Source organism: Microbacterium sp. NPDC055312, assembly GCF_053645675.1.
Genome location: NZ_JBSHMU010000004.1, coordinates 159072 through 185899 on the forward strand (window position 1 = coordinate 159072; position 26828 = coordinate 185899).

Consider the following 26828-nt stretch of genomic DNA (forward strand, 5'->3'; position numbering starts at 1 on the left):
GAAGAGAAGATGCCGAAGCAGAAGACCCACTCGGGTGCGAAGAAGCGCTTCAAGATCACCGGCAGCGGAAAGCTGAAGAAGCAGCAGGCCGGCATGCGCCACAACCTCGAGCACAAGTCGAGCCGGCGCACCCGTCGCCTCAACCAGGACCAGGTCCTCTCCAAGGCCGACACCAAGGTCGCGAACAAGCTTCTCGGTCGCGGCTGATCGCCGGACTGAACGTAGGAATAGGAACACACGAAAATGGCAAGAGTCAAGCGCGCAGTCAACGCGCACAAGAAGCGTCGCGTCATCCTCGAGCGCGCGTCCGGTTACCGTGGCCAGCGTTCGCGCCTGTACCGCAAGGCGAAGGAGCAGGTCACCCACTCGCTCGTCTACGCGTACCGCGACCGTCGCAAGCGCAAGGGCGACTTCCGTCGTCTGTGGATCCAGCGCATCAACGCCGCTGCCCGCCAGAACGGCATCACGTACAACCGCTTCATCCAGGGCCTCGGCCTCGCGGGTGTGCAGGTCGACCGCCGCATGCTGGCCGACCTGGCCGTGACCGACGCCGGTGCGTTCACCGCCCTCGTCGAGGTCGCCAAGAAGGCTCTGCCTTCTGACGTCAACGCGCCGAAGGCCGCTGCCTGATCCGAGTGATCTGAACGGGCGTCTCCCCTGGGGAGGCGCCCGTTTCGGTGTTTCCGGCCCCGATAGACTGGGCTCGTGCTCGAGAACCCCCGCTCTCCCCGCGTCCGTGCTGTCGCCAAGCTGACCAAGCGCAGCGCCAGGGTCGAGACGGGGATGTTCCTGCTTGAGGGTCCGCAGTCGGTGCGCGAAGTGCTGCAGTACCTGCCCGACGCGATCGTGGAGCTGTTCGCGACCCCCACCGCGTGGGAGAAGCACGCCGACGTGCGCGCTCTCGCCGATGAGCACGACGTCGAGGTCGAGTACGTCACCGAGGGGGTGCTCGCCGCCATGGCCGACACCGTGACCCCGCAGGGTCTTGTCGCCGTCACACGCCAGACCCCGACCTCGGTCAAGGACATCTTCGCCGCCGGGCCGAAGCTCATCGCGATCTGCGAGGAGGTGCGTGACCCGGGCAATCTCGGCACCATCATCCGCGCCGCGGATGCAGCAGGGGCGGATGCCGTGGTGCTCACCGGCCGCACCGTCGACCCGTACAACCCGAAGGTCGTGCGCTCGACGACCGGCTCGCTGTTCCATCTGCCGGTCTCGGTCGGGGGAGACCTCGACGATGTGATCCGTCGGGCGCACGCTGCGGGGATGAACGTCGTGGCCGCAGACGTGAAGGGCGACGACCTGCTCGCCGCTCGCGCCGACGGCCTGCTCGCGCAGCCCACCGCCTGGCTGTTCGGCAACGAGGCACGCGGACTCGACGACGACGCGCTGTCGCAGGCAGATCGAGCGCTGCGCCTGCCGATCTTCGGCCGGGCCGAATCCCTCAACCTCGCCACCGCCGCGAGCGTCTGCCTGTACGAGTCGGCGTTCGCGCAGCGCGCGACCGACTGAGCAGCCGCCGGCATCCGACCGGGACCGGCACCGATCACGAATCGGTAAACCCGCGCGGGGTGGCCACGGCGGGCCCCTGCTCTGGCCTAGTCTGTAGCTCATGGCAGAGCGCAATGACGCCCTCGTGGTTGTCGAGAACGTCCAGAAGCACTACGGCGATTTCCACGCCCTCAAGGACGTCGATCTGACGGTCGACCGGGGCGAGGTGGTCGTGGTCATCGGTCCGTCCGGGTCGGGCAAGTCCACTCTGTGTCGCACGATCAACCGTCTCGAGACGATCACGAGCGGCGAGATCCGGATCGACGGCAAGACGCTTCCCGCCGAGGGCAAGGGCCTCGCGAAGCTGCGTGCCGAGGTCGGCATGGTCTTCCAGTCGTTCAACCTCTTCGCGCACCTCACCATCCTCGAGAACGTCACCCTCGGCCCGATGAAGGTGCTCGGCAAGACCAAGGCCGAGGCCGAGAAGGAGGCCATGGCGCTGCTCGAGCGCGTCGGCGTCGCGCAGCAGGCATCCAAGCTTCCCGCTCAGCTGTCCGGCGGCCAGCAGCAGCGCGTCGCGATCGCGCGCGCCCTCGCCATGCACCCGAAGGTGATGCTCTTCGACGAGCCGACCAGCGCCCTCGACCCCGAGATGATCAACGAGGTCCTCGACGTCATGGTGGGCCTCGCCAAGGACGGCATGACCATGATCGTGGTCACGCACGAGATGGGCTTCGCCCGCAAGGCAGCCAACCGCGTGGTCTTCATGGCCGACGGGCAGATCGTCGAAGAGGCGGCGCCCGAGGAGTTCTTCACGAACCCGAAGAGCAACCGCGCGAAGGACTTCCTCTCCAAGCTCCTCACCCACTGACCCGCATCGATACGCAACCACAGCACAGAAGGAGACGCATATGCGACGCACACGAGCTCTCGCAGGGATCGGAATCGCCACGGCGGCGCTGCTGGCCCTCACCGGCTGCAACAGCGGCAGCCCCAGCAACCCGGGCGGCACCGACGCCGGCGACGGCGGCGACAAGCCGCTGTTCGAGGTCGCGAAGGACGTCAAGCTCGACGGCAGCCCCACGTTCGACAAGATCGAGAAGGCCGGCAAGGTCACCATCGGCGTCAAGGAGGACCAGCCCGGTCTCGGCTACCTCGACGCGACGACCGGTGAGCGCACCGGCTTCGACGTCGACATCGCGCGCTGGATCGCGGCCTCGCTCGGCTACGGCGAGGACAAGATCGAGTTCAAGCCGATCGCGTCCGCGAACCGCGAGCAGGCCATCGTCAACGGCGACATCGACTACTACGTCGGCACCTATTCGATCAACGACAAGCGCAAGGAGCAGATCGACTTCGCCGGTCCCTACTTCATCACCGGCCAGGGCCTGCTTGTCGCGAAGGACGCACCGGAAGCCGACAAGCTCGAGGACTTCAACGGCAAGACCGTCTGCTCGGCGACCGGCTCCACCCCGATCCAGAACATCAAGGCGAACTTCCCCGAGATCAAGACGCAGGAGTACGACCTGTACTCCGCCTGCGTGCAGGACCTGATCGACGGCAAGGTCGACGCGGTGACCACCGACCAGGCGATCCTGATCGGCTACGCCGCCCAGTACCCGGACGAGGTCAAGGTCACCGGCGGACTGTTCACCGAGGAGCGCTACGGCGTCGGTGTCGCCAAGGGCGATGACGTGCTGCGCAAGCACATCAACGACCTGTTCACCGACAACAACGACATCTGGCAGGCCATCTTCGACAAGAACCTCGGCGACTCGGGGATCAAGGTCGAGCAGCCTGAGGTCGACGCGTACTGATCACCCTTCGGGGCGGCCCTGAACGCAGGGCCGCCCCGAACACATCCTGAGAAGGGAAGACGGCGTGGACGTCATCTTCGGAAACCTCGACCTCTGGGGTGGGGCGATCGCGAACACGCTGCTGGTGTTCTTCGTCGGCGGGCTGATCGCCCTCGTGCTCGGCATCATCGTCGGCGCGATGCGCGTCTCGCCGGTGCCGATCGCCCGCGGCGTGGGCACGGCGTACGTGAACATCGTCCGCAACACCCCGCTCACGCTGGTCTTCTTCTTCTTCGTGTTCGGCTACCCGCAGCTCGGGCTTCCCGACCTGTCGAACACCGTGCTCGGCATCCTGGCCATCGGCATCTACACCGCCACCTATGTCGCCGAGGTGCTTCGAGCCGGTATCAACACCGTGCCGGTCGGCCAGGCCGAGGCCGCACGCGCGATCGGGCTCCCGTTCGGGCAGGTCATGACCCTGATCGTGCTTCCGCAGGCGTTCCGCTCGGTGGTCCCGCCCATGATGAGCGTCTTCATCGCCCTGCTCAAGAACACCACCGTCGCCGCCGGCTTCTCGATCGCCGAGCTCGCGGCGCTGCGCGCCACCATCAACGACGCGCCGGGGCGTCCGGGCAACCCGATGGAGGTCCTGCTCTGGGTCGCCGTCGTGTTCGTGGTGCTCGTGCTCGCGATGAGCGCAGTGCAGCGCCACCTCGAGAACAAGTGGAGGATCGCACGATGACCTCAGTGCTCTACGACGTCCCCGGCCCCCGGGCGATCGTTCGCAACCGCATCCTCGCCGTCATCACGATCCTCGTCGTGCTGGCTGCGATCGGCTTCGTCGTCTTCCGGATGTACACGACCGGCCAGTTCGAGCCGCAGAAGTGGTACGTCTTCACCTTCGCCAACGTCTGGAATGGCATCTTCGGAGCCCTGGGCAAGACCCTCGGCGCCTTCGCGCTCGCCGCCGTGCTGAGTCTCATCCTCGGCTTCGTGCTCGCCATCGGCCGCGTCTCCGACCACGCCTGGGTGCGCATCCCGGTGGGCGTCATCATCGAGCTGTTCCGCGCCGTGCCGGTGCTCGTGTTCATGATGCTGCTGTACTACGGCCTGCCCGTCCTCGGCGTCGACATGGACCCGTACTGGGCGGTCGTCATCGGCCTCATGGTCTACAACGGCTCCGTGCTGGCCGAGGCGCTGCGCGCCGGCATCGAGTCGCTGCCCAAGGGGCAGAAGGAGGCCGGATACGCGATCGGCCTGCGCAAGAGCGGCGTCATGCGCCTCATCCTGCTGCCGCAGGCGGTGCGGGCCATGCTGCCGGTGATCGTCGCCCAGCTGGTCGTCACCCTCAAGGACACCGCGCTCGGCTTCATCATCACCTACCCCGAGCTGCTGTACTACGCGAAGCTGCTCAGCTCGCAGCAGGGCCGGCCCATCCTGCAGTCCGCGTTCGTCATCGGCGGCATCTACATCCTGCTCTGCCTGATCCTCGCCGGCGTGGCGAAGTGGGTCGAGGTCAAGACCCGGCACTCGCCGAAGCTGAAGGGCTACACTCCGGATGCCGGTGCTGACCCTCGCATGCGCGACGAGTCGACGGTGACCGAGGTCATCGCCATGCAGAAGGGTCGCGGACGCTTCGATTCGACGCAGATCTGACAGCGGCATCATCGAGCAAGGCGTCCCCGGTCCGGGGGCGCCTTCCTCGTTCCCCGCGGACGGGTCGGTCACCGGCGCGCCGGTAGACTCTTCTCTCGTGTCAGAGTCTCCCGAAATCACTCCCGAAGCGGTCGAGGCCGCGGTCGAGGCGGCGCTGGCCGCGATCGCCGCTTCCGCCGACACCGCAGCGCTGAAGCAGGCCCGCCACGATCACGTCGCCGAGGGCTCGCCGCTGGCCGTCCTGAACGCGTCGATGCGTCAGGTCGCACCCGAGCACAAGGCCGCGTTCGGCAAGCTGATCGGGCAGGGCCGGGCCCGCGTGACCCAGGCCCTCGCCGCCAGGGAGACCGAACTCGCCGAGGCCGAGACCGCTGCTCGCCTCGAAGCCGAGCGCGTCGACATCACCGCCATCGCGTCGCGCTCCCGCGTCGGCGCGCGACACCCGCTGCCGCTCATGCAGGAGCAGATCAGCGACATCTTCGTCGGCATGGGGTGGGAGGTCGCAGAGGGACCCGAGCTCGAGCACGAGTGGTTCAACTTCGACGCGCTGAACTTCGACCAGGATCACCCCGCCCGCCAGGAGCAGGACACCTTCTACGTCGACCCGACCTCGCGCCACCTGGTGATGCGCACGCACACCAGCCCCGTGCAGGTGCGCTCGATGCTCGACCGCGAGGTCCCCATCTACGTGCTGTGCCCCGGCCGGGTCTACCGCACCGACGAATTCGACGCGACCCACCTGCCGGTGTTCACCCAGGTGGAGGGTCTCGTCGTCGACAAGGGCATCACGATGGCGCACCTGAAGGGCACGCTCGACCACCTGGCGAAGCAGCTGTTCGGCGCCGAGGCGAAGACGCGTCTGCGCACCAACTACTTCCCGTTCACCGAGCCCTCCGCGGAGTTCGACCTGTGGCACCCGACCTTCACCGGCGGCGCGCGCTGGATCGAATGGGGCGGCTGCGGCATGGTCAACCCGAACGTGCTGCGCGCGGCGGGGATCGACCCCGAGGTGTACAGCGGGTTCGCGTTCGGCATCGGCGTCGAGCGGGCCCTGATGTTCCGCAGCGATGTGAAGGACATGCGCGACATGGCAGAGGGCGATGTGCGCTTCAGCGAGCAGTTCGGGATGGTGGTGTGATGCGCGTTCCGATCTCGTGGCTGCGCGAGTACGTCGATGTGGCACCGGATGCCACGGCTGAGGACGTGCTTGCCTCGTTCGTGTCGGTCGGCTTCGAAGAGGAGGACATCCACCGCTTCGAGATCTCCGGCCCCGTCGTCGTGGGGCAGGTGCTCTCGGTCGAGCCCGAGCCGCAGAAGAACGGCAAGACGATCAACTGGTGTCAGGTCGACGTCGGCCCTTCGACGGGCTCAGGGACCCAGACCGCCGCAGGCGGCGGTGATCGGGATGTGCGGGGCATCGTCTGCGGCGCGCACAACTTCGTCGTCGGCGACAAGGTCGTGGTGAGCCTGCCCGGCGCCGTGCTGCCCGGGCCCTTCCCTATCTCGGCGCGCAAGACCTACGGCCACGTCTCCGACGGCATGATCGCGTCGGCCCGCGAGCTGGGTCTCGGTGACGAGCACGACGGCATCATCGTGCTCTCGACGCTCGGTCTCGACCCGGAGGTCGGGGCGGATGCCATCGCGCTGCTGCACCTCGACGACTTCGCCGTCGACGTGAACGTCACGCCCGACCGTGGCTACGCGTTCTCGCTGCGCGGCCTCGCCCGCGAGTACTCGCACGCCACCGGCGGCGAGTTCCGCGATCCGGCCGAGCGCGACTTCGTAGAGCTGCAGCCCGGATCCGGGTTCGAGATCCGCGTGGAGGACTCGGCGCCCATCCGCGGAGCGGTGGGAGCCGCGGAGTTCGTCGCGCGTGTCGTTCGGGACGTCGACCCGTCGCGCCCCACTCCGCCGTGGATGATCGCGCGGCTGGCGCTGGCCGGCATGCGCACACTGGGCATCCTCATCGACATCACCAACTACGTGATGCTCGAACTCGGCAACCCGATCCACGGCTACGACCTCGACAAGCTGCAGGGCGGCATCGTCGTGCGTCGTGCGACCGACGGCGAGCGGATGACGACGCTCGACGGCCAGGACCGCGCGCTGCACGTCGAGGATCTGCTGATCACCGACGGATCCGGTCCGATCGGCCTCGCCGGCGTGATGGGCGGCGGCACGACCGAGATGAGCGATGCGACCCGCAACGTGCTCATCGAGGCGGCCACCTTCGACCCGGTCACCATCGCCCGCACGGCTCGACGGCACAAGCTGCCCAGCGAGGCGTCCAAGCGCTTCGAGCGCGGCGTCGACCCGCTGATCCCGTTCGTGGCCGCCCGCCGCGTGGCCGACCTCATGGTCGAGCTCGCCGGCGGAAGGCTGACCGACGAGGGCGGCGCCCTCTACACCGAGGTCGAGATCGCGGGTATCGACCTGCCCCGCGGCTTCACGCAGGGCGTCATCGGTGTCGACTACACCGATGAGGAGATCGTCGGCGCGCTCGAGATGATCGGCGCCGAGGTCGCGGAGGCCGACGGTGGATGGTTCGTCATCCCGCCGAGCTGGCGACGCGACCTGACCGACAAGTGGACGCTCGTCGAGGAGATCGCGCGGATCCACGGGCTCGACCGCATCCCGTCGATCCTGCCGACCCCGCCGTCCGGCCGCGGCTACACGGCGCTGCAGCAGGGCCGCAAGCGCGTGGCGGACGCTCTCGCCGCGGCAGGTTTCGTCGAGACCCCCTCGTTCCCGTTCACGTCCGAGGAGAACAACGACCTGCACGGCTCGGCCTCCGGAGCCCACCTTCCCAGCATCCGCCTCGCCAACCCGCTCGACGGGCAGGCGGGGTTCCTGCGCCGCTCGCTGGTGCCCGGTCTGCTGCAGACCGCGCATCGCAACATCTCGCGCGGACTCGTCGACCTGGCGCTGTTCGAGGTCGGCTCGGTGTTCGCGCCCGAGGAGGGCGTCACGTACGGCACCGAGGTCATCCCGCCGCTGGGACAGCGCCCGTCCGACGAGACGCTCGCCGAGCTCAACGCGTCGATCCCGCCGCAGCCGCGCCTCGTCTCGGCGGTGCTGACGGGCAACATCACCTCGCGGCAGCCGGGTCGCGCCGCCGAGCACGTCGATCTGTCCGATGCGCTCGACGCGGTTCGCGTGATCGCAGTCGCCGCGGGCGTCGAGATCGAGGTCGCCCAAACCCGGCGTGCAGCACTGCACCCCGGCCGCGCCGGCGCGCTGAACGTGGGCGGCGAGCAGGTCGGTTACGTCGGCGAGCTGCATCCGCAGGTGTCGGCCGACGCTGATCTGCCCGGGCGCGCGTACGTGCTCGAGCTCGATCTCGACCGCGTGCTGACTCTCGCCGGTCACCGCGTCGTGGCCGAGTCGCTGTCGACGTTCCCCGCCGCGACGCAGGACGTCTCTCTCGTGGTCGGCGTCGAGGTTCCGGCATCCGAGGTCCGCGCCGCGCTCGTCGAGGGCGCCGGCGATCTGCTCGAGTCCGCACGTCTCGTCGACGACTACCGCGGTGACGGGCTGGCCGAGGGGCGGAAGAGCCTCAGCTTCGCGCTGCGGTTCCGGGCATCCGACCGCACCCTCACCGCGGCTGAGGCGACCGAGGCGAAGCTCGCCGGTGTCGCCGTCGCCGCCGAGCGGTTCGGCGCGAGCATCCGCGACTGATCTCCCTGCCGCAGCCCTCCTGAGCCGATCGGCTCAGGAGGGCTGCGGCGTTCTCGTCTGCGCGTCGCCGGTCGTCTGCTCTGAGCGGAATCGCTTCCCCTCATCGGGCGACGGTGCTGTCATGGCCGAATGACTCAGGTTCTCGTGCTCGGTGGAACAGGGTGGCTCTCTGGGCGGATCGCGCGGCGGTGGCGGGATGCCGGCGCCGAGGTGACCTGTCTGGCACGCGGCGCGCGACCGGCACCCGAGGGCACGACCCTGCTCCCCGGCGATCGCGACGACCCGCACGTGTTCGACGAGCTGCGCGACCGGAAGTGGGACGAGGTCGTCGACATCTCCTCCCGCGCCGACCACACAGCCATGGCCGTCGACGCGCTCGGCGACAGCGCCGCGCACTGGACGTACGTGTCGTCGATGTCGGTGTACTCCGATGACGTGACGGACGGGCTCGACGAGTCGGGCGCCAGGCACGCGCCCGCCCAGCCCGGTGACGAGTACGACTACGCGGCCCAGAAGGTCGCGGCGGAAGACGCGGTGATCACGCTCGCCGAGCGCGCGTTCATCGTGCGCCCCGGACTCATCGTCGGCGCGGGCGACCCCAGTGACCGCTTCGGGTACTGGGCGGCCGCGTTCGCGCGAGCGGGCATCGAACCCGTGCTCGTGCCGGAGCTTGCCGGACGCTCCGCTCAGGTGATCGACGTCGACGACCTGGCCGCCTTCCTCACCGCCGGGCTGCGCCACGGCATCGTCAACGCGATCGGAGACGTGCATCCCCTCGTCGAGCTGCTCGGCGGCATCCGCGCCGCCGCCGGCCACACCGGGGAGATGCTCGAGGCGAGCGACGAGTGGCTCGAGGCGCACGGCGTGCAGTACTGGACGGGGGAGCGGTCGCTGCCGCTCTGGCTGCCCGCCGACATTCCCGGGTTCATGCGCCGCGACAACACCGCGTACCGCGCGGCAGGCGGCTCGTTCCGCCCGCTGGGGCAGACGATCCGGGCCGTGCTCGATGATGAGCGCGCCCGCGGACTCGAGCGCGAGCGGCGCGCGGGGCTCGGTCGCGACGACGAACTCGCGCTCATCGACCGGCTGACGTCGTCCTGACACGGGCGGGATGAGCGGTGCCGGCCGACCGCCTCGCTAGACTCTCCGGCAGTGACACGGGGTGCCGCATCCGCGGCTGAGAACACACCCGTCGAACCTGATCTAGTTCGTACTAGCGAAGGGATGTCGCCCATGAGCGATCGCTTCTGCCCATCCACCCGTATCCCGGCGGTCGCCGCCGAGCTGCTCGCCCGCGTGCGGCAGGCTCCGCCGCTCACGCACTGCATCACGAATGCGGTCGTCACCGGCTTCACGGCGAATGTCCTCCTCGCCACCGGCGCGTCGCCGGCGATGGTCGACATCGTCGGAGAGGCGGGGATGTTCGCCCGAATCGCCTCGGGGCTGCTGATCAATCTCGGCACGCCGTCGCCCGAGCAGCGCGCGGCGAGCCTCGAAGCCGTCGCCGGTGCGACCGACGCAGGCACGCCGTGGGTCCTCGACCCGGTCGCCGTCGGCGCGCTCCCGGTGCGCACCGCACTCGCGGCCGAGCTGGTGGGCATGCGCCCGACGGCGGTGCGCGGCAACGCCAGCGAGATCCTCGCGCTGGCCGGCGCCGGTGCGGGCGGGCGAGGGGTGGATGCCGTGGATGCTCCGGATGCCGCGCTCGACGCGGCTCATGCCCTGGCCGCGCGATCCGGTGCGGTGGTCGCCGTCTCCGGACCGGTGGATCTGCTCACCGACGGCGCACGCGTGATCCGCATCGCGAACGGCGACGCCCTCCTCACCCGTGTTACCGGCGGCGGCTGCGCGCTCGGCGCGCTCATGGCCGCCTTCCTCGGTGCCGCCCGCCACACCGACGCGGATGCGCTGGACGCGGTGGCCGCGGCGACCCTCGTGTACACGCTGGCGGCCGAGCACGCCGCCCGCGTCGCCGACGGCCCCGGAAGCTTCGCGGTGGGCCTGCTCGACGCCCTCGCCGGGATCGACCCGACCGACATCACCGCCGAGGCACGTGTCGACGAGCAGGGCGCGCCTGTCGAAGAGGCCTCGAGATGACCCGCGATCTGTCGATCCATCTGGTCACCGATCCGGAGCTGTGCGGTGACCGTGGCGTCGTCGACACCGTCCGCGAGGCCGTCGCGGGCGGGGTGAGCGTCGTCCAGCTGCGCGACAAGAGCGCGTCGGACGAGTCGGTCGTCGAGCAGCTCGTCGTTCTCAGCGACGTGCTCGCCGGGCGGGCGCTGCTCGTCGTCGACGATAGGGTCGAGGCCGCCCTCGAGGCTCGACGGCGCGGAGCGCGAGTCGACGGAGTGCACGTCGGGCAGTCGGACATGCCGGTCGCCGAGGCACGGCGCCTGCTCGGGCCGGATGCACTGATCGGCCTCACCGCGAACACACCCGCCCACCTCGACGCCGTGCGCGCCCTGCCGAACGGCACCGTCGACTACGTCGGCATCGGAGTGATCCGGCCTACCAGCACCAAGGCGAACCACCCGCCCGCTCTCGGCATCGACGGACTGCGCGCGCTCGCCGCCGAGAGCCCGGTGCCGGTCGTGGCGATCGGCGGCATCCGGATCGACGACGCCGCGGCGCTGCGCGAGGCGGGGGCTGCGGGGATCGCGGTCGTCTCCGCCATCTGCGCCGCACCCGACGCCCGCCGGGCAGCGCGGGACTTCCGGCGGCGCTGGGCGGCGCGCACCGCCCCGCGTGTGCTCAGCATCGCGGGCAGCGATCCGTCCGGCGGCGCGGGGATCCAGGCCGATCTCAAGTCGATCGCCGCGCACGGCGGATACGGGATGGCCGCGGTGACCGCCCTGACCGTGCAGAATACTCGCGGCGTGCACGATGTGCACGTGCCGCCGGCCGCGTTCCTGCGTGCGCAGCTGAACGCTCTCTCGGACGACATCGCGATCGACGCGGTGAAGATCGGGATGCTGGCGGACGCCGAGATCATCGACACCGTCGCCGACTGGCTGCGGGCGCACCGCCCCGCGACGGTCGTGCTCGACCCGGTGATGGTCGCCACCAGCGGCGACCGTCTGCTCGACACGCGGGCCGAGACCGCGCTGCGCGGACTCGCCGCCCTGGCAGACGTGATCACGCCGAATCTCGACGAGCTCGCCGTGCTGGCCGGGCGGGGTATCCGCGGCTGGGACGACGCGCTGGTCGCCGCGCAGCAGTTGTCGACCGAAACGGGAGCACTCGTGCTCGCTAAGGGCGGTCACCTCGGCGGCCCGACGGCGCCGGACGCCCTCGTCGGGCCGGAGGGGGTCATCGCCGCGTTCGACGGCCCCCGCATCGACACGACCAGCACGCACGGCACCGGATGCTCGCTCTCGTCGGCGCTCGCCGCTCTGCACGCGACAGGGCGGGATTGGCCGGATGCCCTGCGCGAGGCTCGCGCCTGGCTGCGGGAATCGCTGCGCGCGGCCGACACCCTGGCTGTGGGGCGCGGACACGGACCCGTGAATCACTTCGCCGGACTGTGGCAGCGCGGCGGTCTGGACACCCGCCCGACAGCCGAGGAGATCCGCGACGACTGGTGGAGCAGCGTCGCCGCGGTCCGACGAGACATCGACTCGCTGCCGTTCATCCGCGCGCTCGCCGACGGCTCGCTCGATCGCGAGCGGTTCGTCGTCTACCTCGCGCAGGACGCCCTGTACCTGCGGGAGTACTCCCGCGTGCTCGCGGAGGCTGCACGTCTGGCGCCCACCCCGGCCGAGCAGGCGTTCTGGGCCGCCTCGGCGCAAGAGTGCATCGTCGGCGAGCTCGAGCTGCACGCGTCGTGGCTGACACCCCGGACCGGCGTCAGCGCGCAGACGTTCGACGCCGAGCCCAGTGCGGTGACCACCGCCTACCTCGATCACCTGCGTGCGGCGGCCTTCTCGGGGGAGTACGCGACCCTGATCGCCGCAGTGCTTCCCTGCTTCTGGCTGTACACCGACCTCGGCGCACGGCTGCACGCGGGGGAGCTCGGCTCGCAGGCGCTCGATCCGCGGCATCCGTACGCGTCGTGGCTGGCGACGTACGCCGAACCCGGCTTCGCCGAAGCGAACGAACGCGCCATCGGCTTCGTCACCGCCGCGGCGGCGAGTGCCGACGACCGGCTCACGCAGCGCATGCACCGTGCGTTCGTCGTCTCGTCGGAGCACGAGCGGGCGTTCTTCGACATCCGCTGACAACGGGTCGCCGAGGGTGCGGATTTGCGGATGCCGAGCCCTCGGCGATACTGTCGCCGCATGCCCCCGGTCGCACCGCCCTCGCAGACGCTCGTCTTCAGCGTCGCTCCTGTGCGACGACGACGCAGCCGCCGACTCTAGGCGACCGCGCTCTCCGCCCTTCGACAGGCTCAGGGACCCATGTGGGGCTCAGGGACCCATGTGGGGCTCAGGGACCCATGTCGGGCTCGGGACCGCAATCGTCGCCGCCCCGGCCCATTCAGCGCTCGCGCCCCGCGTCATCGTCGGGGCCGACCGAGCACCGACCGTTAAGGTAGAAGCATGACGTACTCCGTCGCCGTCTCCGGCGCATCCGGCTATGCGGGAGGCGAGATCCTGCGGCTTCTCGCCGCCCATCCCGACATCGAGATCCGCACCGTGACCGCGCACTCCAACGCCGGCCAGCCCCTCATCGATCACCAGCCGCACCTGCGCTCCCTCGCGCATCTGACGCTGCAGGACACCACCCCCGAGATCCTCTCCGGGCACGACGTCGTCTTCCTCGCCCTGCCGCACGGTCAGTCGGGGCAGTACACGGATGCCCTGGGCGACGTGCCCCTCATCATCGACGCCGGCGCCGACCACCGGCTGACCTCGCGGGACGCGTGGGATGCCTTCTACGGCGGTGCCTTCCACGAGCCGTGGGCCTACGGTGTTCCCGAGCTGCTCACCGCCGCCGGCAAGCAGCGCGACAACCTGCGCGGCGCCCGCCGGATCGCCGCGCCGGGCTGCAACGCCTCCACGGTGAGCCTCAGCCTCGCACCAGGCGTCGCGGCAGGGGTGATCGACCCGTCCGACATCGTCAGCGTGCTCGCCGTCGGTCCGTCCGGCGCAGGCAAGAGCCTGAAGACCAATCTGCTGGGCAGCGAGATCCTCGGCACGGCCAACCCGTACGCGGTCGGCGGCACGCACCGGCACATCCCCGAGATCCGTCAGGCGCTCGCGGCCCTTCGGCAGGCTCAGGGACCCAATGGGGCTCGTGCCGACGACATCCGCATCTCGTTCACTCCCGTGATCGTGCCGATGGCCAGGGGCATCCTCTCCACCTCCACCGCGCCGATCGTCGCGGGCGCCACCGATGCTCAGATCCGCGACGCGTGGCAGAGCGCGTACGGCGACGAGACGTTCGTGCAGCTGCTTCCCGAAGGCCGCTTCCCCCGCACCGCCGACGTCCTCGGCGCGAACATCGCGCTGATGGGCCTCGCCATCGACCGCGCGGCGAACCGGGTGACGGTCATCACCGCCGTCGACAACCTCGTCAAGGGCACGGCCGGCGCCGCCGTGCAGTCCATGAACATCGCGCTCGGCCTGCCCGAAGGCCGCGCCCTCACCGTGAACGGAGTCGCGCCGTGAGCGTCACCGCCCCCCAGGGATTCGAAGCATCCGGAGTCGCCGCAGGCCTGAAGAGCACCGGCAAGCCCGACGTCGCGGTGGTCGTCAACCGCGGCCCCCGCAAGATCGGCGCCGCCGTCTTCACCACCAACCGGGCCAAGGCGAACCCGATCATCTGGTCGCAGCAGGTCATCGCGGATCGGGTGGTCGAGGCCGTCGTGCTGAACTCCGGGGGAGCCAACTGCTTCACCGGCGCCTTCGGCTTCCAGACCACCCACCTCACCGCCGAGAAGGCAGCCGAGCTGCTCGGAGTCAGCGCGGGCGACGTGCTCGTGTGCTCGACCGGCCTCATCGGCACCGGCGACGAGGTGTTCCGCGGGAAGGTGCTCGACGGCGTCGAGCGCGGCATCGGTGCACTCAGCGCCGACGGCGGCGACGATGCGGCGGCGGCCATCATGACGACCGACAGCGTGCCGAAGACCGCCGTGGTCAGCCGTGACGGCTGGACCATCGGCGGCATGGCCAAGGGCGCGGGCATGCTCGCACCGGGGCTCGCGACCATGCTCGTCGTGCTCACCACCGACGCCGATCTCGAGGCATCCGAGGCCGACGCGGCGCTGCGCAGGGCCACCGCCGTCAGCTTCGACCGACTCGACTCGGACGGATGCATGTCGACCAACGATCAGGTCACGCTGCTCGCGAACGCCGCCAGCGGCATCCGTCCCGATCTTGACGAGTTCGCCGCCGCGCTCACCGAGCTGTGCCGTGATCTCGCCGCGCAGCTGCAGGCCGACGCCGAAGGCGCGAGCCACAGCATCGCGATCGAGGTGAAGGGCGCCGTCACCGAGACCGAGGCCGTCGAGGTCGGCCGGTCGGTCGCGCGGAACAACCTGTTCAAAGCGGCGATCTTCGGCAACGACCCGAACTGGGGTCGCGTGCTCGCCGCGATCGGCACCACCTCCGCCCAGTTCGACCCGTACGACGTCGACGTGTCGATGAACGGCGTGCGCGTGTGCACCGCGGGCGGCCCGGATCGCCCCCGCGAGGAGGTCGACCTGACGCCCCGCGAGGTGCACATCGAGATCGACCTGAAGATGGGCGATGCCACCGCCACCATTCTCACCAACGACCTGACCCACGACTACGTGCACGAGAACAGCGCCTACGCCTCATGACAGACATCCAAGACACCCCACCCGAAGAGGCGGCCGTCAAGGCCGCCACCCTCATCGAGTCGCTGCCGTGGCTGAAGACGTTCCGCGATCAGATCGTCGTCGTGAAATACGGCGGCAACGCGATGGTCTCCGATGAGCTGCAGGAGGCGTTCGCACAGGACATCGCCTACCTGCGCTACGTCGGAGTGCTGCCCGTCGTCGTGCACGGCGGCGGCCCGCAGATCTCGAACATGCTCGATCGGCTCGCCATCCCGAGCGAGTTCAAGGGCGGCTACCGGGTCACCAACACCGAGGCGATCAGCGTCGTGCGCATGGTGCTCACCGGGCAGGTGAACCCGCAGCTCGTCGCGAAGATCAACTCGCACGGGCCGATCGCCACCGGTCTCAGCGGCGAGGACGCCGGTCTGTTCGGCGGTCGTCGTCGTGGCGTCATGATCGACGGCGAAGAGGTCGACCTCGGCCGCGTCGGCGACGTCGTGCAGGTCGACCCCACGCCGGTGCTGGATCACCTCGCCGCCGGGCGCATCCCGGTCGTCTCGTCGATCGCCCCCGACCTCGACCACCCCGGCCAGTCGCTGAACGTGAACGCCGACGCCGCGGCATCCGCCCTCGCCGTCGCGCTCGACGCCCGCAAGCTGGTGATCCTCACCGACGTGCCGGGTCTCTACGCGGACTGGCCGAACCGCGACTCCCTCGTCTCGCACCTCACCTCGAGCGCGCTGGCCGACATGCTGCCGACCCTCGAGTCGGGGATGATCCCGAAGATGCGGGCGTGCCTCGACGCCGTCGAGGGCGGCGTCGACGCCGCCGCCATCATCGACGGCCGGGTGCCGCACTCGGTGCTCGTCGAGCTGTTCACGAGCAAGGGAATCGGCACAGAGGTGGTCAAGGATGTCTGACTGGAACGATGACGCCGCACGCGATCTGATGAGCCTGGGCGGGCGCCTCGCGCTGCTCACCCGCGGCGAGGGCTCGTGGGTGTGGGATGCCGATGAGAACCGCTACCTGGACTTCCTCGGCGGCATCGCGGTGAACTGCCTCGGGCACGCGCACCCGGTCTTCGTCGACGCCGTCTCACGGCAGGCCGCGACGCTGTCGCACGTGTCGAACTACTTCGCGTCACCGGCTCAGCTGGAGATCGCCGCTCGGCTGAAGCGCCTGGCCGGCACCGGCGAGCAGGGGCGGGTGTACCTCGCGAACTCCGGCGCCGAGGCGAACGAGACGGCGATCAAGCTGTCGCGACTGCACGGCGCGCGCTTCACCGAGACCGAGGGCACGGCCCGCACGACGATCCTCGTGGTCGAGGGAGCCTTCCACGGGCGCACGATGGGCACCCTGTCGCTGACGCCGAAGGCCGCGTACCGCGACCCGTTCCAGCCGGCGATCCCCGATGTGGTGACCGTCGAGCGCTCGATCGAGAGCCTCGATTCGGCGTTCGCGTCGCACGCCGTCGCGGCGATGATCGTCGAGCCGATCCAGGGCGAGGCCGGCGTCGTCGAGCTGCCGGCCGGATTCCTCGCCCGTGCGCGCGCGCTCGCCACCGAGAACGACGCGCTGCTGATCCTCGACGAGGTGCAGACCGGCTCCGGCCGCACCGGGGAGTGGTTCGCGTTCCAGCGCGAGGGCATCACGCCGGATGCCGTGACCGTGGCCAAGAGCATCGGGGCAGGGTTCCCGCTCGGCGCGCTCATCACGTTCGGCGCGGCCAGCGACCTCTTCTACCCCGGCACCCACAACTCGACCTTCGGCGGCAACCCGCTCGCGAGCGCCGTGGCGAACGCCGTGCTCGGACACATCGAGAGCGAGAACCTGCTCGAGAACGTCTCCGCGCGCGGAGCGCAGCTGCGCGACGCGGTGTCCTCGCTGCCCCTGGTCGGCGGCACCACGGGGGCGGGACTGCTCATCGGCATCCACCTCACCGCACCGGTCGCCGCCGAGGTCCGCGCGGCGGCGCACGAGCGCGGACTCATCGTGAACGCGCCCACGGCCGACGTCATCCGCATCGCCCCCGCCTACACGATCGGCGACGACGAGGTCGACGCGTTCGTCACGCGCTTCGCCGCCGCACTCGCGGCCGTCGACGAGACGCTTCAGGCACACACCGCAACGACCCCCACGGAGGCTTCCGCATGACCCGCCACCTGCTGCGTGACGACGACCTGACCCCCGCCGAGCAGGCGGAGATCCTCGACCTCGCCCTCGAGCTGAAGAAGGACCGCTGGGCGAGCAAGGCCCTCGCCGGCCCGCAGACGGTCGCGGTGATCTTCGACAAGTCGTCCACGCGCACCCGCGTCTCGTTCGCGGTGGGCATCGCCGACCTGGGCGGATCGCCGCTGATCATCTCCACGGCGAACAGCCAGCTCGGCGGCAAGGAGACACCCTCCGACACCGCGCGCGTGCTCGAGCGCCAGGTCGCCGCGATCGTGTGGCGCACCTACGCCCAGGCGGGCCTGGAGGAGATGGCGCGCGGCACCAGGGTGCCGGTCATCAACGCGCTGTCCGACGACTTCCACCCCTGCCAGCTGCTGGCCGACCTGCTCACGATCCGTGAGCACAAGGGCGACCTGAAGGGGCTCACCCTGTCGTTCTTCGGCGACGGGCGCAGCAACATGGCGCACTCGTACGTGCTCGCCGGGGTGACCGCAGGGATGCACGTGCGCATCGCCTCGCCTGAGGCCTACGCCCCTCGCGCCGACGTGGTCGCTGCGGCCGAGGCCCGCGCGGCGCAGACCGGCGGCTCCCTCAGCCTGATCTCCGACCCGCGCGAGGCCGCCGTCGGCGCCGACGTGGTCGTCACCGACACCTGGGTGTCGATGGGCAAGGAGGAGGAGAAGATCGAGCGGCTGCGCGATCTCGGCGGGTACAAGGTCACCACCGGGGTCATGTCGCAGGCGGCACCGGATGCCGTCTTCATCCACTGTCTGCCCGCCGACCGCGGCTACGAGGTCGACTCCGAGGTGATCGACGGACCGCAGAGCGTCGTCTGGGACGAGGCGGAGAACCGTCTGCACGCGCAGAAGGCTCTGCTCGTGTGGCTGCTCGGCAAGCAGGAGGCGGCGGCATGAGCGGAAACGGCACGAACGACGGCGCCCTCTGGGGCGCACGCTTCGCCGGAGGTCCCTCGCCGGAGCTCGCCGAACTGAGCCGGTCGACGCACTTCGACTGGATCCTCGCCCCGTACGACATCGCCGGATCGCACGCGCACGCCACGGCGCTGGAGGCCGCGGGATACCTCGAGGCCGACGAGGCCCGCATCATGCACGAGGGACTCGATGCGCTCGCCGCGCGGATCGCCGACGGCACGCTGCTGCCCGACCCGGGTGACGAAGACGTGCACGGCGCCCTCGAGAAGGCGCTCATCGCCGAGGTCGGCGCCGAGATCGGCGGCCGCCTGCGCGCCGGTCGCAGCCGCAACGATCAGATCGCGACGCTCGTGCGCATGTACCTCATCGACCACGCCCGGATCATCGCGAAGCACCTGCTGCGGGTGATCGACGCGCTGGTCGCCCAGGCCGAAGCGCATCCCGGCGCGATACTGCCGGGGCGCACGCACCTGCAGCACGCGCAGCCGGTGCTGCTGGCCCATCACCTGCAGGCGCACGCCTGGCCACTCGTGCGCGAGCTCGAGCGGCTCGTCGACTGGCGGCGTCGCGCCGGAGTCTCACCGTACGGTGGGGGAGCGCTCGCGGGCTCGACCCTGGGCCTCGATCCTGCCCTCGTGGCACGCGAGCTCGGGCTCGACCGTCCGGCCGAGAACTCGCTCGACGGCACCTCGGCCCGCGATGTCGTGGCGGAGTTCGCCTTCATCGCCGCGATGACCGGCATCGACCTGTCCAGGCTCAGCGAGGAGATCATCCTCTGGAACACGCGCGAGTTCGGCTTCGTCACGCTCGATGACGCGTACTCGACCGGGTCGAGCATCATGCCGCAGAAGAAGAACCCCGACATCGCCGAGCTCGCCCGCGGCAAGTCGGGCCGGCTGATCGGCAACCTGTCCGGGCTGCTGGCGACGCTCAAGGGCCTGCCGCTGGCGTACAACCGCGACCTGCAGGAGGACAAGGAGCCCGTCTTCGACTCGGTGCAGACGCTCGAGGTGGTGCTGCCCGCGTTCGCCGGCATGATCGCCACGCTGCGCTTCGACACCGAGCGGATGGCGGCCCTCGCGCCGCAGGGCTTCTCGCTCGCGACGGATGTCGCGGAGTGGCTGGTCAAGCGCCGGGTGCCGTTCCGGGACGCCCACGAGATCTCGGGCGCGCTGGTGCGCGCCTGCGAGGAGCGGGGCATCGGCCTCGAGGATGCGGATGAGGAGCTGCTGCGCTCGGTGTCCGCTCACCTGACCGCCGAGGTGCGAGAGGTGCTGTCGATCGAGGGATCGGTGGCATCGCGCTCGGGTGTCGGCGGCACGGCTCCGGACCGCGTGACCGAGCAGCGCGCCGAGCTCGTCGCGCGGGCGCAGGCCGCCGCGCACGCCCTCGGCCTCTGAGCCCGTCGGGGGCTGGTCGACGACGCCTGTGACGGCGTCGGAAGGCATATCCGCGACTTATAACCATGTGACGCATATTTCTCGGATATTCGTGTTACGGTGATCCCATGGTCGTCGCAGTGATCGCCGACATCGTCGGCTCACGTCGACTCCGCGACCGGGCCGAGGCCCAGCGGGTGTTCGACGAGACGATCGCGCGCGTCCAGCACGAGCATCCCCTCGCAGACGAGCCGCTGCGGCCGACGGTCGGCGACGAGCAGCAGGGCGTCTACCGCAGTCTCGACGATGCCCTGGCTGGGGTGCTCCTGCTGCAGCTCGCCCTGCCCGAGGGCATCGAGTTCCGCTACGGGATCGGCGTCGGCGACATCCGCGCCATCGAGTCCGCGCACCGTGAGCTCTCCGACGGGCCGGGATGGTGGGCCGCCCGCGAGGCGATCGAGACCGTGCACGCGCGCCAGGCGCGGACCGTGCCGACCGCGCGCAGCTGGATCGTCGCAGCCCCCGGGCAGGATGAGGTCATGGACTCTCAGGTGACGATGGGCAACGCCTATCTGCTGGCGCGCGACACGATCGTCGTGCGGATGACCGAGCGCGAGCGTCGCCTGGCCTACGGGCGCATCGGTGGGCTGTCGCAGAGCGCGCTCGCCGAGCAGGAGGGCATCACGCAGCCGGCGGTGTCGAAGGCGCTGCGCAGTTCGGGTGCCGCGGCACTGCTCGACGGCCTGGCCCTGCTGGCACAGGAGCGGGCATGATCATCGCCGGTCTCTGCCTCGTCGCGGTCGGTGGCGCTGATCTCATCCGTCGATTCGCCGTTCGCAGGGTGGCGCGGATCGTGCTCCTGCTGGTGCTGGTCGCAGCGATCGCGGCGACCGGAGGACTCAGCGACGCGATCGTCCCCGCCGCGATCGCGATCGTCGTCGGCGCCGCCTGGGTGCGGTCGATGCCGCTGCATGCCTCTGGCGCAGCCTCCTTCTGGCCGGCCGTCCTGCTCGCCGTGCTGACCGCCGCGACCACGGCGCTGATGCCCGAGCGCGACGCCCCGGGGCTCATCGGATCGATCTGGCGGCTGCCGTCGCCCGAGGGGGAGATCGGCTTCGACGCCGCCGTGCTCGCCGTCGGCGTGCTGCTCGTCGTCACCGAGTCGGGCAACCTCATCGTGCGCGCCGCGCTCGACCGCGAGGGCACCTGGCGGCCGGTGGAGTCCGGCGGGCGCTTCCGCGGGGGTCAGCTGCGCCAGCCGCAGCAGGCGACCACCGGATTCCAGGGCGGCCGGCTGATCGGCCCTCTCGAGAGGCTGCTCGTCGTCGTCCTGACCCTCGCTGCGGCCTATTCGCTGCTGGCGGCGATGCTCGCGGCGAAGGGCATCGTCCGCTTCCCCGAGATCTCGAAAGACGGCGAGACCGGTGCGCGCGCCGAGTACTTCCTCGTCGGCAGCCTGGTCAGCTGGGTCGTCGCGCTCGGAGCGGCCTTCGTGCTGTGGTGGGGCGTGCACAGCTGACTTCAGCGCCGCTGATAGCCTGGAACACGTGTCGAATCCCGCTCTGACGACCGCCCCCGTGGCGCTCGACCCCACGTTCGAGAACGTGTGGGACGAGCTGCTGTGGCGCGGCCTCGTCCACGTGTCCACCGATCAGGAGGCGCTGCGCGCCCTTCTCGCCGGGGACCCGATCACCTATTACTGCGGATTCGACCCGACCGCGCCGAGCCTGCACCTGGGCAACCTGGTGCAGCTGCTCACCCTGCGCCGCATTCAGCTCGCCGGCCACAAGCCCCTCGGTCTCGTCGGCGGTTCGACGGGTCTGATCGGCGACCCGCGACCCACGGCCGAGCGCACGCTCAACACGCGCGAGACGGTCGAGGAGTGGGTGCAACGGCTGCGCGCGCAGGTCGAGCGCTTCCTCAGCTTCGAGGGCGACAACGCCGCCCGCATGGTGAACAACCTCGACTGGACGGCGCCGATGAGCGCCATCGACTTCCTGCGCGAGATCGGCAAGCACTACCGCGTCGGCACGATGCTCAAGAAGGACGCCGTGGCAGCGCGGCTGAACTCGGATGCCGGCATCAGCTACACCGAGTTCAGCTACCAGATCCTGCAGGGCATGGACTTCCTCGAGCTGTACCGCTCGTACGACTGCGTGCTGCAGACCGGCGGCAGCGACCAGTGGGGCAACCTCACCAGCGGAACCGACCTCATCCACCGTGTCGAGGGCGTCTCGGCGCACGCCATCGGCACGCCGCTGATCACCAACAGCGACGGCACGAAGTTCGGCAAGAGCGAGGGCAACGCGGTCTGGCTCGACGCCGACATGTGCAGCCCGTACCGGATGTACCAGTTCTGGCTCAGCACCGCCGACGCCGACGTGATCGAGCGGCTCAAGGTCTTCACGTTCCTGACTCGCGCCGAGATCGAGGAGTACGCCGCTCTCGTCGAGAGCGAGCCGTTCCGCCGTGCGGCGCAGAAGCGTCTCGCCCTCGAGGTGTGCGCCACGGTGCACGGCGTCGAGGCGACGGCCGCGGTGATCGCCGCGTCGGAGGCGCTGTTCGGGCAGGGCGACCTGAGCGAGCTCGACCCGGCGACGCTGCGCACGGCTCTCGGCGAGCTGCCGAACGCGACCGTGCCGGCCGGAGCATCCGTGGTCGAGGCGCTCGTCGCGACCGGTCTGGTCGCCAGTGCGTCCGAGGCGAGACGCGCCATCGCACAGGGCGGCGTCATGCTCGACGGCGCGAAGGTCGTCGACGACGAGACCACAGTCCAGGGCACGCTGCCCGGTGGTGTCTCGGTGCTGCGCCGCGGAAAGAAGACCCTCGCGGGCGTCTTCGTGAACTGAGCCCGTTCGGCGTGGTGACCCAGCTCAGCGGTGCGGGCCTGCAGTAGCATCGGACAGCTGACGCTGTCCGCAAGCACTCGAGGAGCTGGTCCCCTTGCCCAAGGAAGCACATGTCCGCCGTACCGTCCCGCGCCGCGCCACCCGCCGGCTGCAGGTCGATGACGTTCTGGTCGTCCGCAAGAGCCGTCTGAGAACGGCGATCTCCGGTACCGTCGTCGGCAACTTCATGGAGTGGTTCGACTTCGGGGTCTACGGCTACCTCGCCGTCACGCTCGCCGTCGTCTTCACCGGCGACCTGCCGGGCGCGTGGGGGCTGCTGATCACCCTGCTCGGCTTCGCGATCTCGTTCCTCGTGCGCCCGCTGGGCGGGCTCGTGCTCGGGCCGCTGGGCGATCGCATCGGCCGTCAGCGCGTGCTGTTCGTCACGATGGCGATGATGGCGGCGGCGACCGGTCTGATCGGCGTGCTGCCCACCTCGGCGCAGATCGGGCTGTGGGCGATCATCCCGCTGTACCTGCTGAAGATGGTGCAGGGCTTCTCGACCGGCGGCGAGTACGCCGGTGCGACCACCTACGTCTCCGAGTTCTCACCCGACCGCAGCCGCGGCTACTGGTCGTCGTTCCTCGACGTCGGCTCGTACGTCGGCTTCGCGGCCGGAGCCAGCGTCGTGGCGCTGACCACCTGGATCACGCAGAGCCTGTCCGGTCCCGACGCCATGACCGAGTACGGCTGGCGCATCCCGTTCCTCGTCGCCATCCCGCTCGGCGCGGTGGCGATCTGGTTCCGACTGCGCATCCCCGAGACCCCGGCCTACGAGGCCGAGGAGAGCGCCGGACTGAATCGCGCCGACGCCGACGACCCCATGGCGCGGCAGGGGGTCGCGGGGATCTTCCGCCACTACTGGCGCGAGATCCTCATCGGCATCGCCCTCGTATCGGCGACGAACACCGCCGGGTACGCCCTCACCAGCTACATGCCGACCTACCTCGAGACCGAGGTGGGCGTGTCGAACCTCATGGCGGCGCTGGCGACCGTGCCGGTGCTCATCGTGATGAGCGCGTGCCTGCCGCTGATCGGCCGGCTGTCCGACCGGATCGGCCGCCGCCCGGTGTACGGCATCGCCGTCGGATCGACGATCGTGCTCATGCTGCCCGCCTTCGCCGTCATGCAGATCGGCACCGAGTGGGCGGTCATGATCGCCCTGGCCATGGTCGCCGTCCCGGTCGCGTTCTACGTCGCGATATCGGCCTCGGCCCTGCCCGCGCTGTTCCCCACGGCGTCGCGGTTCGGCGCGATGGCCATCGCGTACAACCTCGCGGTGTCGCTGTTCGGCGGCACCACGCCGCTGTTCAGTCAGGCGCTGATCGAGCTGACCGGCAACATCTACATGCCCGCGTTCTACATCATGTTCTTCGCCGCTCTGGGCGGGATCGCTCTGCTGACCATGCGCGAGACCGCGCAGCGGCCGCTGCTGGGCTCGGTGCCGACGGTCGAGAGCGAGGCCGAGGCCGAGGAGCTCGTGGCCGGGCAGGACGAGAACCCGCTCATCGACACCAGCACGATGCCGCTCGCCGTGGTCGGCGCCGAGACCGACGGCGCGGACGCGCGCGAGCGGCCGACCGACGTCTGAGCCGCGCCCCGCCTGGAGACCGCATGCCGTTCACGCCCAGTCACGCCGTCGTGGCCCTGCCGCTGCTGCGCACACGGCTGGTGCCGGCCGCCCTCGCGATCGGGGCGATGACCCCCGACCTGCCGCTGTTCACGCGGAGCCTCGGCCCGGGATACCTGTTCACGCACTCGGCGGCGAACGTCGTGTACACGGCGCTGATCGCGCTCGTGCTGCTGCTGATCTGGCGGGTGGTGCTGCGGCCGGGGCTCGTCGCCCTCGCACCGGCCGCCCTCGCGCGGCGCCTGCCGGCGGAGTGGGCGCTCTCCGGGCCGGCGACAGCACGGGATGCGGTCCGCGGGCGCGGGGGCCGGGCCGGGCCGTGGCTGCTCGGGGCGTCACTCGTGCTCGGAGTGCTCTCGCACATCGTCTGGGATCTGTTCACTCACGACGGTCGCTGGGGCGTCGAGGCGCTCCCCGCGCTGCAGCAGATGTGGGGACCGCTGCCGGGGTACAAGTGGCTGCAGCACGGCTCGAGCGTCATCGGGCTGCTGCTGCTCGCCGGGTTCGCGCTGCAGTGGCTGCGGCAGCGCACGGCGAGATCGCTGTCGCACCGCGCCCCCGGGTGGCTGCGGTGGCTGTGGATGCTGGCGCTGCCCGCCCTGCTCGGCGCCGCGTGGATGCTCGGGTCAGCGGCATCCGGGCCCGACGTCACGCTGCAGCAGCTGGCCTATCGCACCCTGCCTGCCGCATCGGGCCTGTGGGGAGCGCTGACCCTCGGACTGTGCGTTCTGATCGTCACCATTCGGCGGGGTCCCCGCCCCACGGACGAGGGGGCGCGAACCACTCCGGCGACCCGGGCCAGCGCACCGCAGGAGCGACAGTGGTGACGACGCGGCCTGCCACTTCGAAGTCCTGCGTGAGCACCGGGGTGGCTGCCGGCACCATCGGATGCTCGCCGCGCGGCATCCCGAGCAGCTCCGCAGCCACTCTGCGCAGAGAGGTGCGCACGCACCAGCAGCCGCCGCTCCGTGCGCGCCGATGCAGGGCGTCCGTGATCGCGGCGGCGAGCAGATAGCCGGCGGAATGATCCAGCACCTGAGCGGGCAGGGCGCCGGGCGTGGATCCGTCGGCCGATTCGAGCCAAGAGATGCCGGATTCGGCCTGCACCAGACTGTCGAAGCCGCGCGGTGAGTCCGCACCCGGCCACGCGCTCAGCTGGGCGATGACGAGGTGCGGATGCCGTTCGGCGAGCAGCTCGGCTGACAGACCGAGCCGGCGCATCGCCGTCGGACGGTAGCCGAGCACGACGACGTCGGCATCGGTGAGCAGCCTGTGCAGGCGGGATGTTTCCCGCGTCACGTCGAGCAGCGCGGAGCGCTTGCCGTGTCCGGTGTCGAAGTGCTGCCAGTCGGGTTCGGGAATGTGGGGCGGATCGAGACGCAGCACGTCCGCTCCCGCGAAGGCGAGCGTGCGGGTGGCCACGGGGCCGGCGATCACCCGGGTGAGGTCGAGCACGCGCACACCGGCGAGGGGAGCGGTCATCGAGTCCGACGGCAGTGGACGCGCGGGGGAGTCCGCCATGCGCCGCGTCTGCACGAGCGGACGCTCTCGAAGCATCGCGTCACGCTGCAGATCTTCGCGGTGCACGACCACGCACAGTCCGCCCGCCCCGGTGATGTCTCGGCCGGCCTCGCCGGCCGCCATGGTCGTCAGCCTGATGGAGACGTCCTCCGGCGAGGCGTCCGGCGGCAGCCCGAGGCCGACCCGGAGCGCGGATGCGTGATGCGGATAGTTGCCGTGGGTGCGGACCCAGCCATCGGCCGTGCGCCAGAACCGCGACAGAGGCGACCAGACGTCGGGCGCCTCGCCGTCGACGAGCAGATGCCGGTCGCTGCGATAGGCGGCCGCGACCCGGTCGGGGTCGGGCAGCGCGACGTCATCGCGGGAGAGCGCCGCGCCCACGGCGCAGACACTCCGCCACGCGAGCTCACCCGCCGCCAGCCGGGAGGACAGCGGGACGGGATGCCGGGGTGCCATCTGCTGCATGTGCCGACACTACGCCCGGAAAGCAGGGCGAACACGGGCGATCCGGGTGGTCGGGTGCGCCGCGACACGCCCGGGGGTGGGTGGTGATTTGCCGGATGTGTGGGATCGGCGTAACTTATTACTTGTTCGCCCCAAGCGGTTGAGCGGAAGGCCTGAAGGGCCTGGCTCCCCTCCAAGTAGCGAACCACCCACCTCCAGTGTCATGGGCTTCGGTTCGTGGTGCGGGTCTTTGGCCCGGGGAGTGTGGTCATCCCTGTCGGGGTTGTCGATTTGACAGTCTCGTCGGATGGGTTAGGCTGGAGCGGCTGCCTCGGGTACGAGGTGGTGGATGTCTTCACTTTGATCTTTTCGGCGTGTCGGATTTGACTGCCTGGTCGGGGAGACATACGATTGTGAAGTTGCCCTGCGCTTCTCGCCCTGTTGGGGTGGGTGTGCGGGTGCGTCCGATCCTTGAGAACTCAACAGCGTGCACTTG

General features: G+C 70.2%; 24 protein-coding genes and 1 riboswitch. Of the genes, 23 read left to right on the forward strand and 1 reads right to left on the reverse strand.

Annotated elements, in window-relative coordinates; translation table 11 throughout:
* Positions 1-9 precede the first annotated feature (9 nt).
* The 23 genes from rpmI (at position 10) to ACWIDW_RS12075 (ending at position 25194) form a co-directional block, all read left to right on the forward strand.
* Complete coding sequence (gene rpmI / locus ACWIDW_RS11965; RefSeq protein WP_087133207.1) at positions 10-207, forward strand: 50S ribosomal protein L35; 198 nt, start codon at positions 10-12, stop codon at positions 205-207.
* A gap of 36 nt (positions 208-243) precedes the next feature.
* Positions 244-630, forward strand: coding sequence for a 50S ribosomal protein L20 (rplT, locus tag ACWIDW_RS11970; protein WP_313356549.1), 387 nt, complete (start codon positions 244-246; stop codon positions 628-630).
* 75 nt (positions 631-705) lie between these two features.
* Complete coding sequence (locus tag ACWIDW_RS11975; protein ID WP_454125540.1) at positions 706-1512, forward strand: TrmH family RNA methyltransferase; 807 nt, start codon at positions 706-708, stop codon at positions 1510-1512.
* A 100-nt stretch (positions 1513-1612) separates the two neighbouring features.
* Positions 1613-2362 carry an amino acid ABC transporter ATP-binding protein gene (locus tag ACWIDW_RS11980; protein ID WP_454125541.1) on the forward strand — a complete coding sequence of 250 codons (750 nt, stop codon included), beginning with the start codon at positions 1613-1615 and terminating at the stop codon, positions 2360-2362.
* A 40-nt stretch (positions 2363-2402) separates the two neighbouring features.
* Positions 2403-3308: a glutamate ABC transporter substrate-binding protein gene (locus ACWIDW_RS11985; RefSeq protein ID WP_454125542.1), complete on the forward strand. Its 906-nt coding sequence runs from the start codon at positions 2403-2405 to the stop codon at positions 3306-3308.
* A 64-nt stretch (positions 3309-3372) separates the two neighbouring features.
* Positions 3373-4029 carry an amino acid ABC transporter permease gene (locus ACWIDW_RS11990; RefSeq protein ID WP_313356553.1) on the forward strand — a complete coding sequence of 219 codons (657 nt, stop codon included), beginning with the start codon at positions 3373-3375 and terminating at the stop codon, positions 4027-4029.
* Positions 4026-4943, forward strand: coding sequence for an amino acid ABC transporter permease (locus ACWIDW_RS11995; protein WP_454125543.1), 918 nt, complete (start codon positions 4026-4028; stop codon positions 4941-4943). The genes ACWIDW_RS11990 and ACWIDW_RS11995 overlap by 4 nt, the downstream gene beginning before the upstream one ends.
* A 97-nt stretch (positions 4944-5040) precedes the next feature.
* Complete coding sequence (pheS, locus tag ACWIDW_RS12000) at positions 5041-6081, forward strand: phenylalanine--tRNA ligase subunit alpha (RefSeq protein ID WP_454125544.1); 1041 nt, start codon at positions 5041-5043, stop codon at positions 6079-6081.
* Positions 6081-8621 (forward strand): phenylalanine--tRNA ligase subunit beta, encoded by a 2541-nt coding sequence (gene pheT, locus ACWIDW_RS12005; protein ID WP_454125545.1) that lies wholly within the window; start codon positions 6081-6083, stop codon positions 8619-8621. The genes pheS and pheT overlap by 1 nt, the downstream gene beginning before the upstream one ends.
* 129 nt (positions 8622-8750) lie before the next feature.
* Entirely contained in the window at positions 8751-9722 is a 972-nt protein-coding gene (locus ACWIDW_RS12010) for an NAD-dependent epimerase/dehydratase family protein (RefSeq protein WP_454125546.1), read from the forward strand.
* A 47-nt stretch (positions 9723-9769) separates the two neighbouring features.
* A riboswitch (TPP riboswitch) is annotated at positions 9770-9863 on the forward strand.
* On the forward strand, positions 9855-10718 hold the full coding sequence (gene thiM, locus ACWIDW_RS12015) for a hydroxyethylthiazole kinase (protein WP_454125547.1): 864 nt from the start codon (positions 9855-9857) through the stop codon (positions 10716-10718). (Overlaps the previous riboswitch by 9 nt.)
* Positions 10715-12841, forward strand: a complete 2127-nt coding sequence (locus tag ACWIDW_RS12020; protein WP_454125548.1) for a bifunctional hydroxymethylpyrimidine kinase/phosphomethylpyrimidine kinase — start codon at positions 10715-10717, stop codon at positions 12839-12841. The genes thiM and ACWIDW_RS12020 overlap by 4 nt, the downstream gene beginning before the upstream one ends.
* 321 nt (positions 12842-13162) lie before the next feature.
* Positions 13163-14233 (forward strand): N-acetyl-gamma-glutamyl-phosphate reductase, encoded by a 1071-nt coding sequence (argC, locus tag ACWIDW_RS12025; protein ID WP_454125549.1) that lies wholly within the window; start codon positions 13163-13165, stop codon positions 14231-14233.
* The gene (gene argJ, locus ACWIDW_RS12030; protein WP_454125550.1) at positions 14230-15387 is read left to right on the forward strand and encodes a bifunctional glutamate N-acetyltransferase/amino-acid acetyltransferase ArgJ; all 1158 of its coding nucleotides are present in this window, start codon (positions 14230-14232) and stop codon (positions 15385-15387) included. The genes argC and argJ overlap by 4 nt, the downstream gene beginning before the upstream one ends.
* Positions 15384-16286, forward strand: coding sequence for an acetylglutamate kinase (gene argB / locus ACWIDW_RS12035; RefSeq protein WP_454125551.1), 903 nt, complete (start codon positions 15384-15386; stop codon positions 16284-16286). The genes argJ and argB overlap by 4 nt, the downstream gene beginning before the upstream one ends.
* The gene (locus ACWIDW_RS12040) at positions 16279-17520 is read left to right on the forward strand and encodes an acetylornithine transaminase (RefSeq protein WP_454125552.1); all 1242 of its coding nucleotides are present in this window, start codon (positions 16279-16281) and stop codon (positions 17518-17520) included. The genes argB and ACWIDW_RS12040 overlap by 8 nt, the downstream gene beginning before the upstream one ends.
* A complete protein-coding gene (argF, locus tag ACWIDW_RS12045) occupies positions 17517-18452 on the forward strand; it encodes an ornithine carbamoyltransferase (RefSeq protein WP_454125553.1) in 936 nt (311 codons plus the stop codon). The genes ACWIDW_RS12040 and argF overlap by 4 nt, the downstream gene beginning before the upstream one ends.
* Positions 18449-19870, forward strand: a complete 1422-nt coding sequence (argH, locus tag ACWIDW_RS12050) for an argininosuccinate lyase (RefSeq protein ID WP_454125554.1) — start codon at positions 18449-18451, stop codon at positions 19868-19870. Before argF ends, argH begins: the two co-directional genes overlap by 4 nt.
* A gap of 107 nt (positions 19871-19977) precedes the next feature.
* Complete coding sequence (locus ACWIDW_RS12055) at positions 19978-20622, forward strand: SatD family protein (RefSeq protein WP_454125555.1); 645 nt, start codon at positions 19978-19980, stop codon at positions 20620-20622.
* Positions 20619-21368, forward strand: a complete 750-nt coding sequence (locus ACWIDW_RS12060) for a hypothetical protein (RefSeq protein WP_454125556.1) — start codon at positions 20619-20621, stop codon at positions 21366-21368. Before ACWIDW_RS12055 ends, ACWIDW_RS12060 begins: the two co-directional genes overlap by 4 nt.
* 28 nt (positions 21369-21396) lie before the next feature.
* Positions 21397-22698, forward strand: a complete 1302-nt coding sequence (tyrS, locus tag ACWIDW_RS12065; RefSeq protein ID WP_454125557.1) for a tyrosine--tRNA ligase — start codon at positions 21397-21399, stop codon at positions 22696-22698.
* A 94-nt stretch (positions 22699-22792) separates the two neighbouring features.
* Positions 22793-24328: an MFS transporter gene (locus ACWIDW_RS12070; protein ID WP_454125558.1), complete on the forward strand. Its 1536-nt coding sequence runs from the start codon at positions 22793-22795 to the stop codon at positions 24326-24328.
* A gap of 23 nt (positions 24329-24351) precedes the next feature.
* Positions 24352-25194 carry a DUF4184 family protein gene (locus ACWIDW_RS12075; protein WP_454125559.1) on the forward strand — a complete coding sequence of 281 codons (843 nt, stop codon included), beginning with the start codon at positions 24352-24354 and terminating at the stop codon, positions 25192-25194.
* Here the strand turns inward: ACWIDW_RS12075 and ACWIDW_RS12080 are convergent.
* Positions 25103-26353, reverse strand: coding sequence for a CoA transferase (locus ACWIDW_RS12080; RefSeq protein ID WP_454125560.1), 1251 nt, complete (start codon positions 26351-26353; stop codon positions 25103-25105). The genes ACWIDW_RS12075 and ACWIDW_RS12080 overlap by 92 nt on opposite strands.
* Positions 26354-26828: the final 475 nt, after the last annotated feature.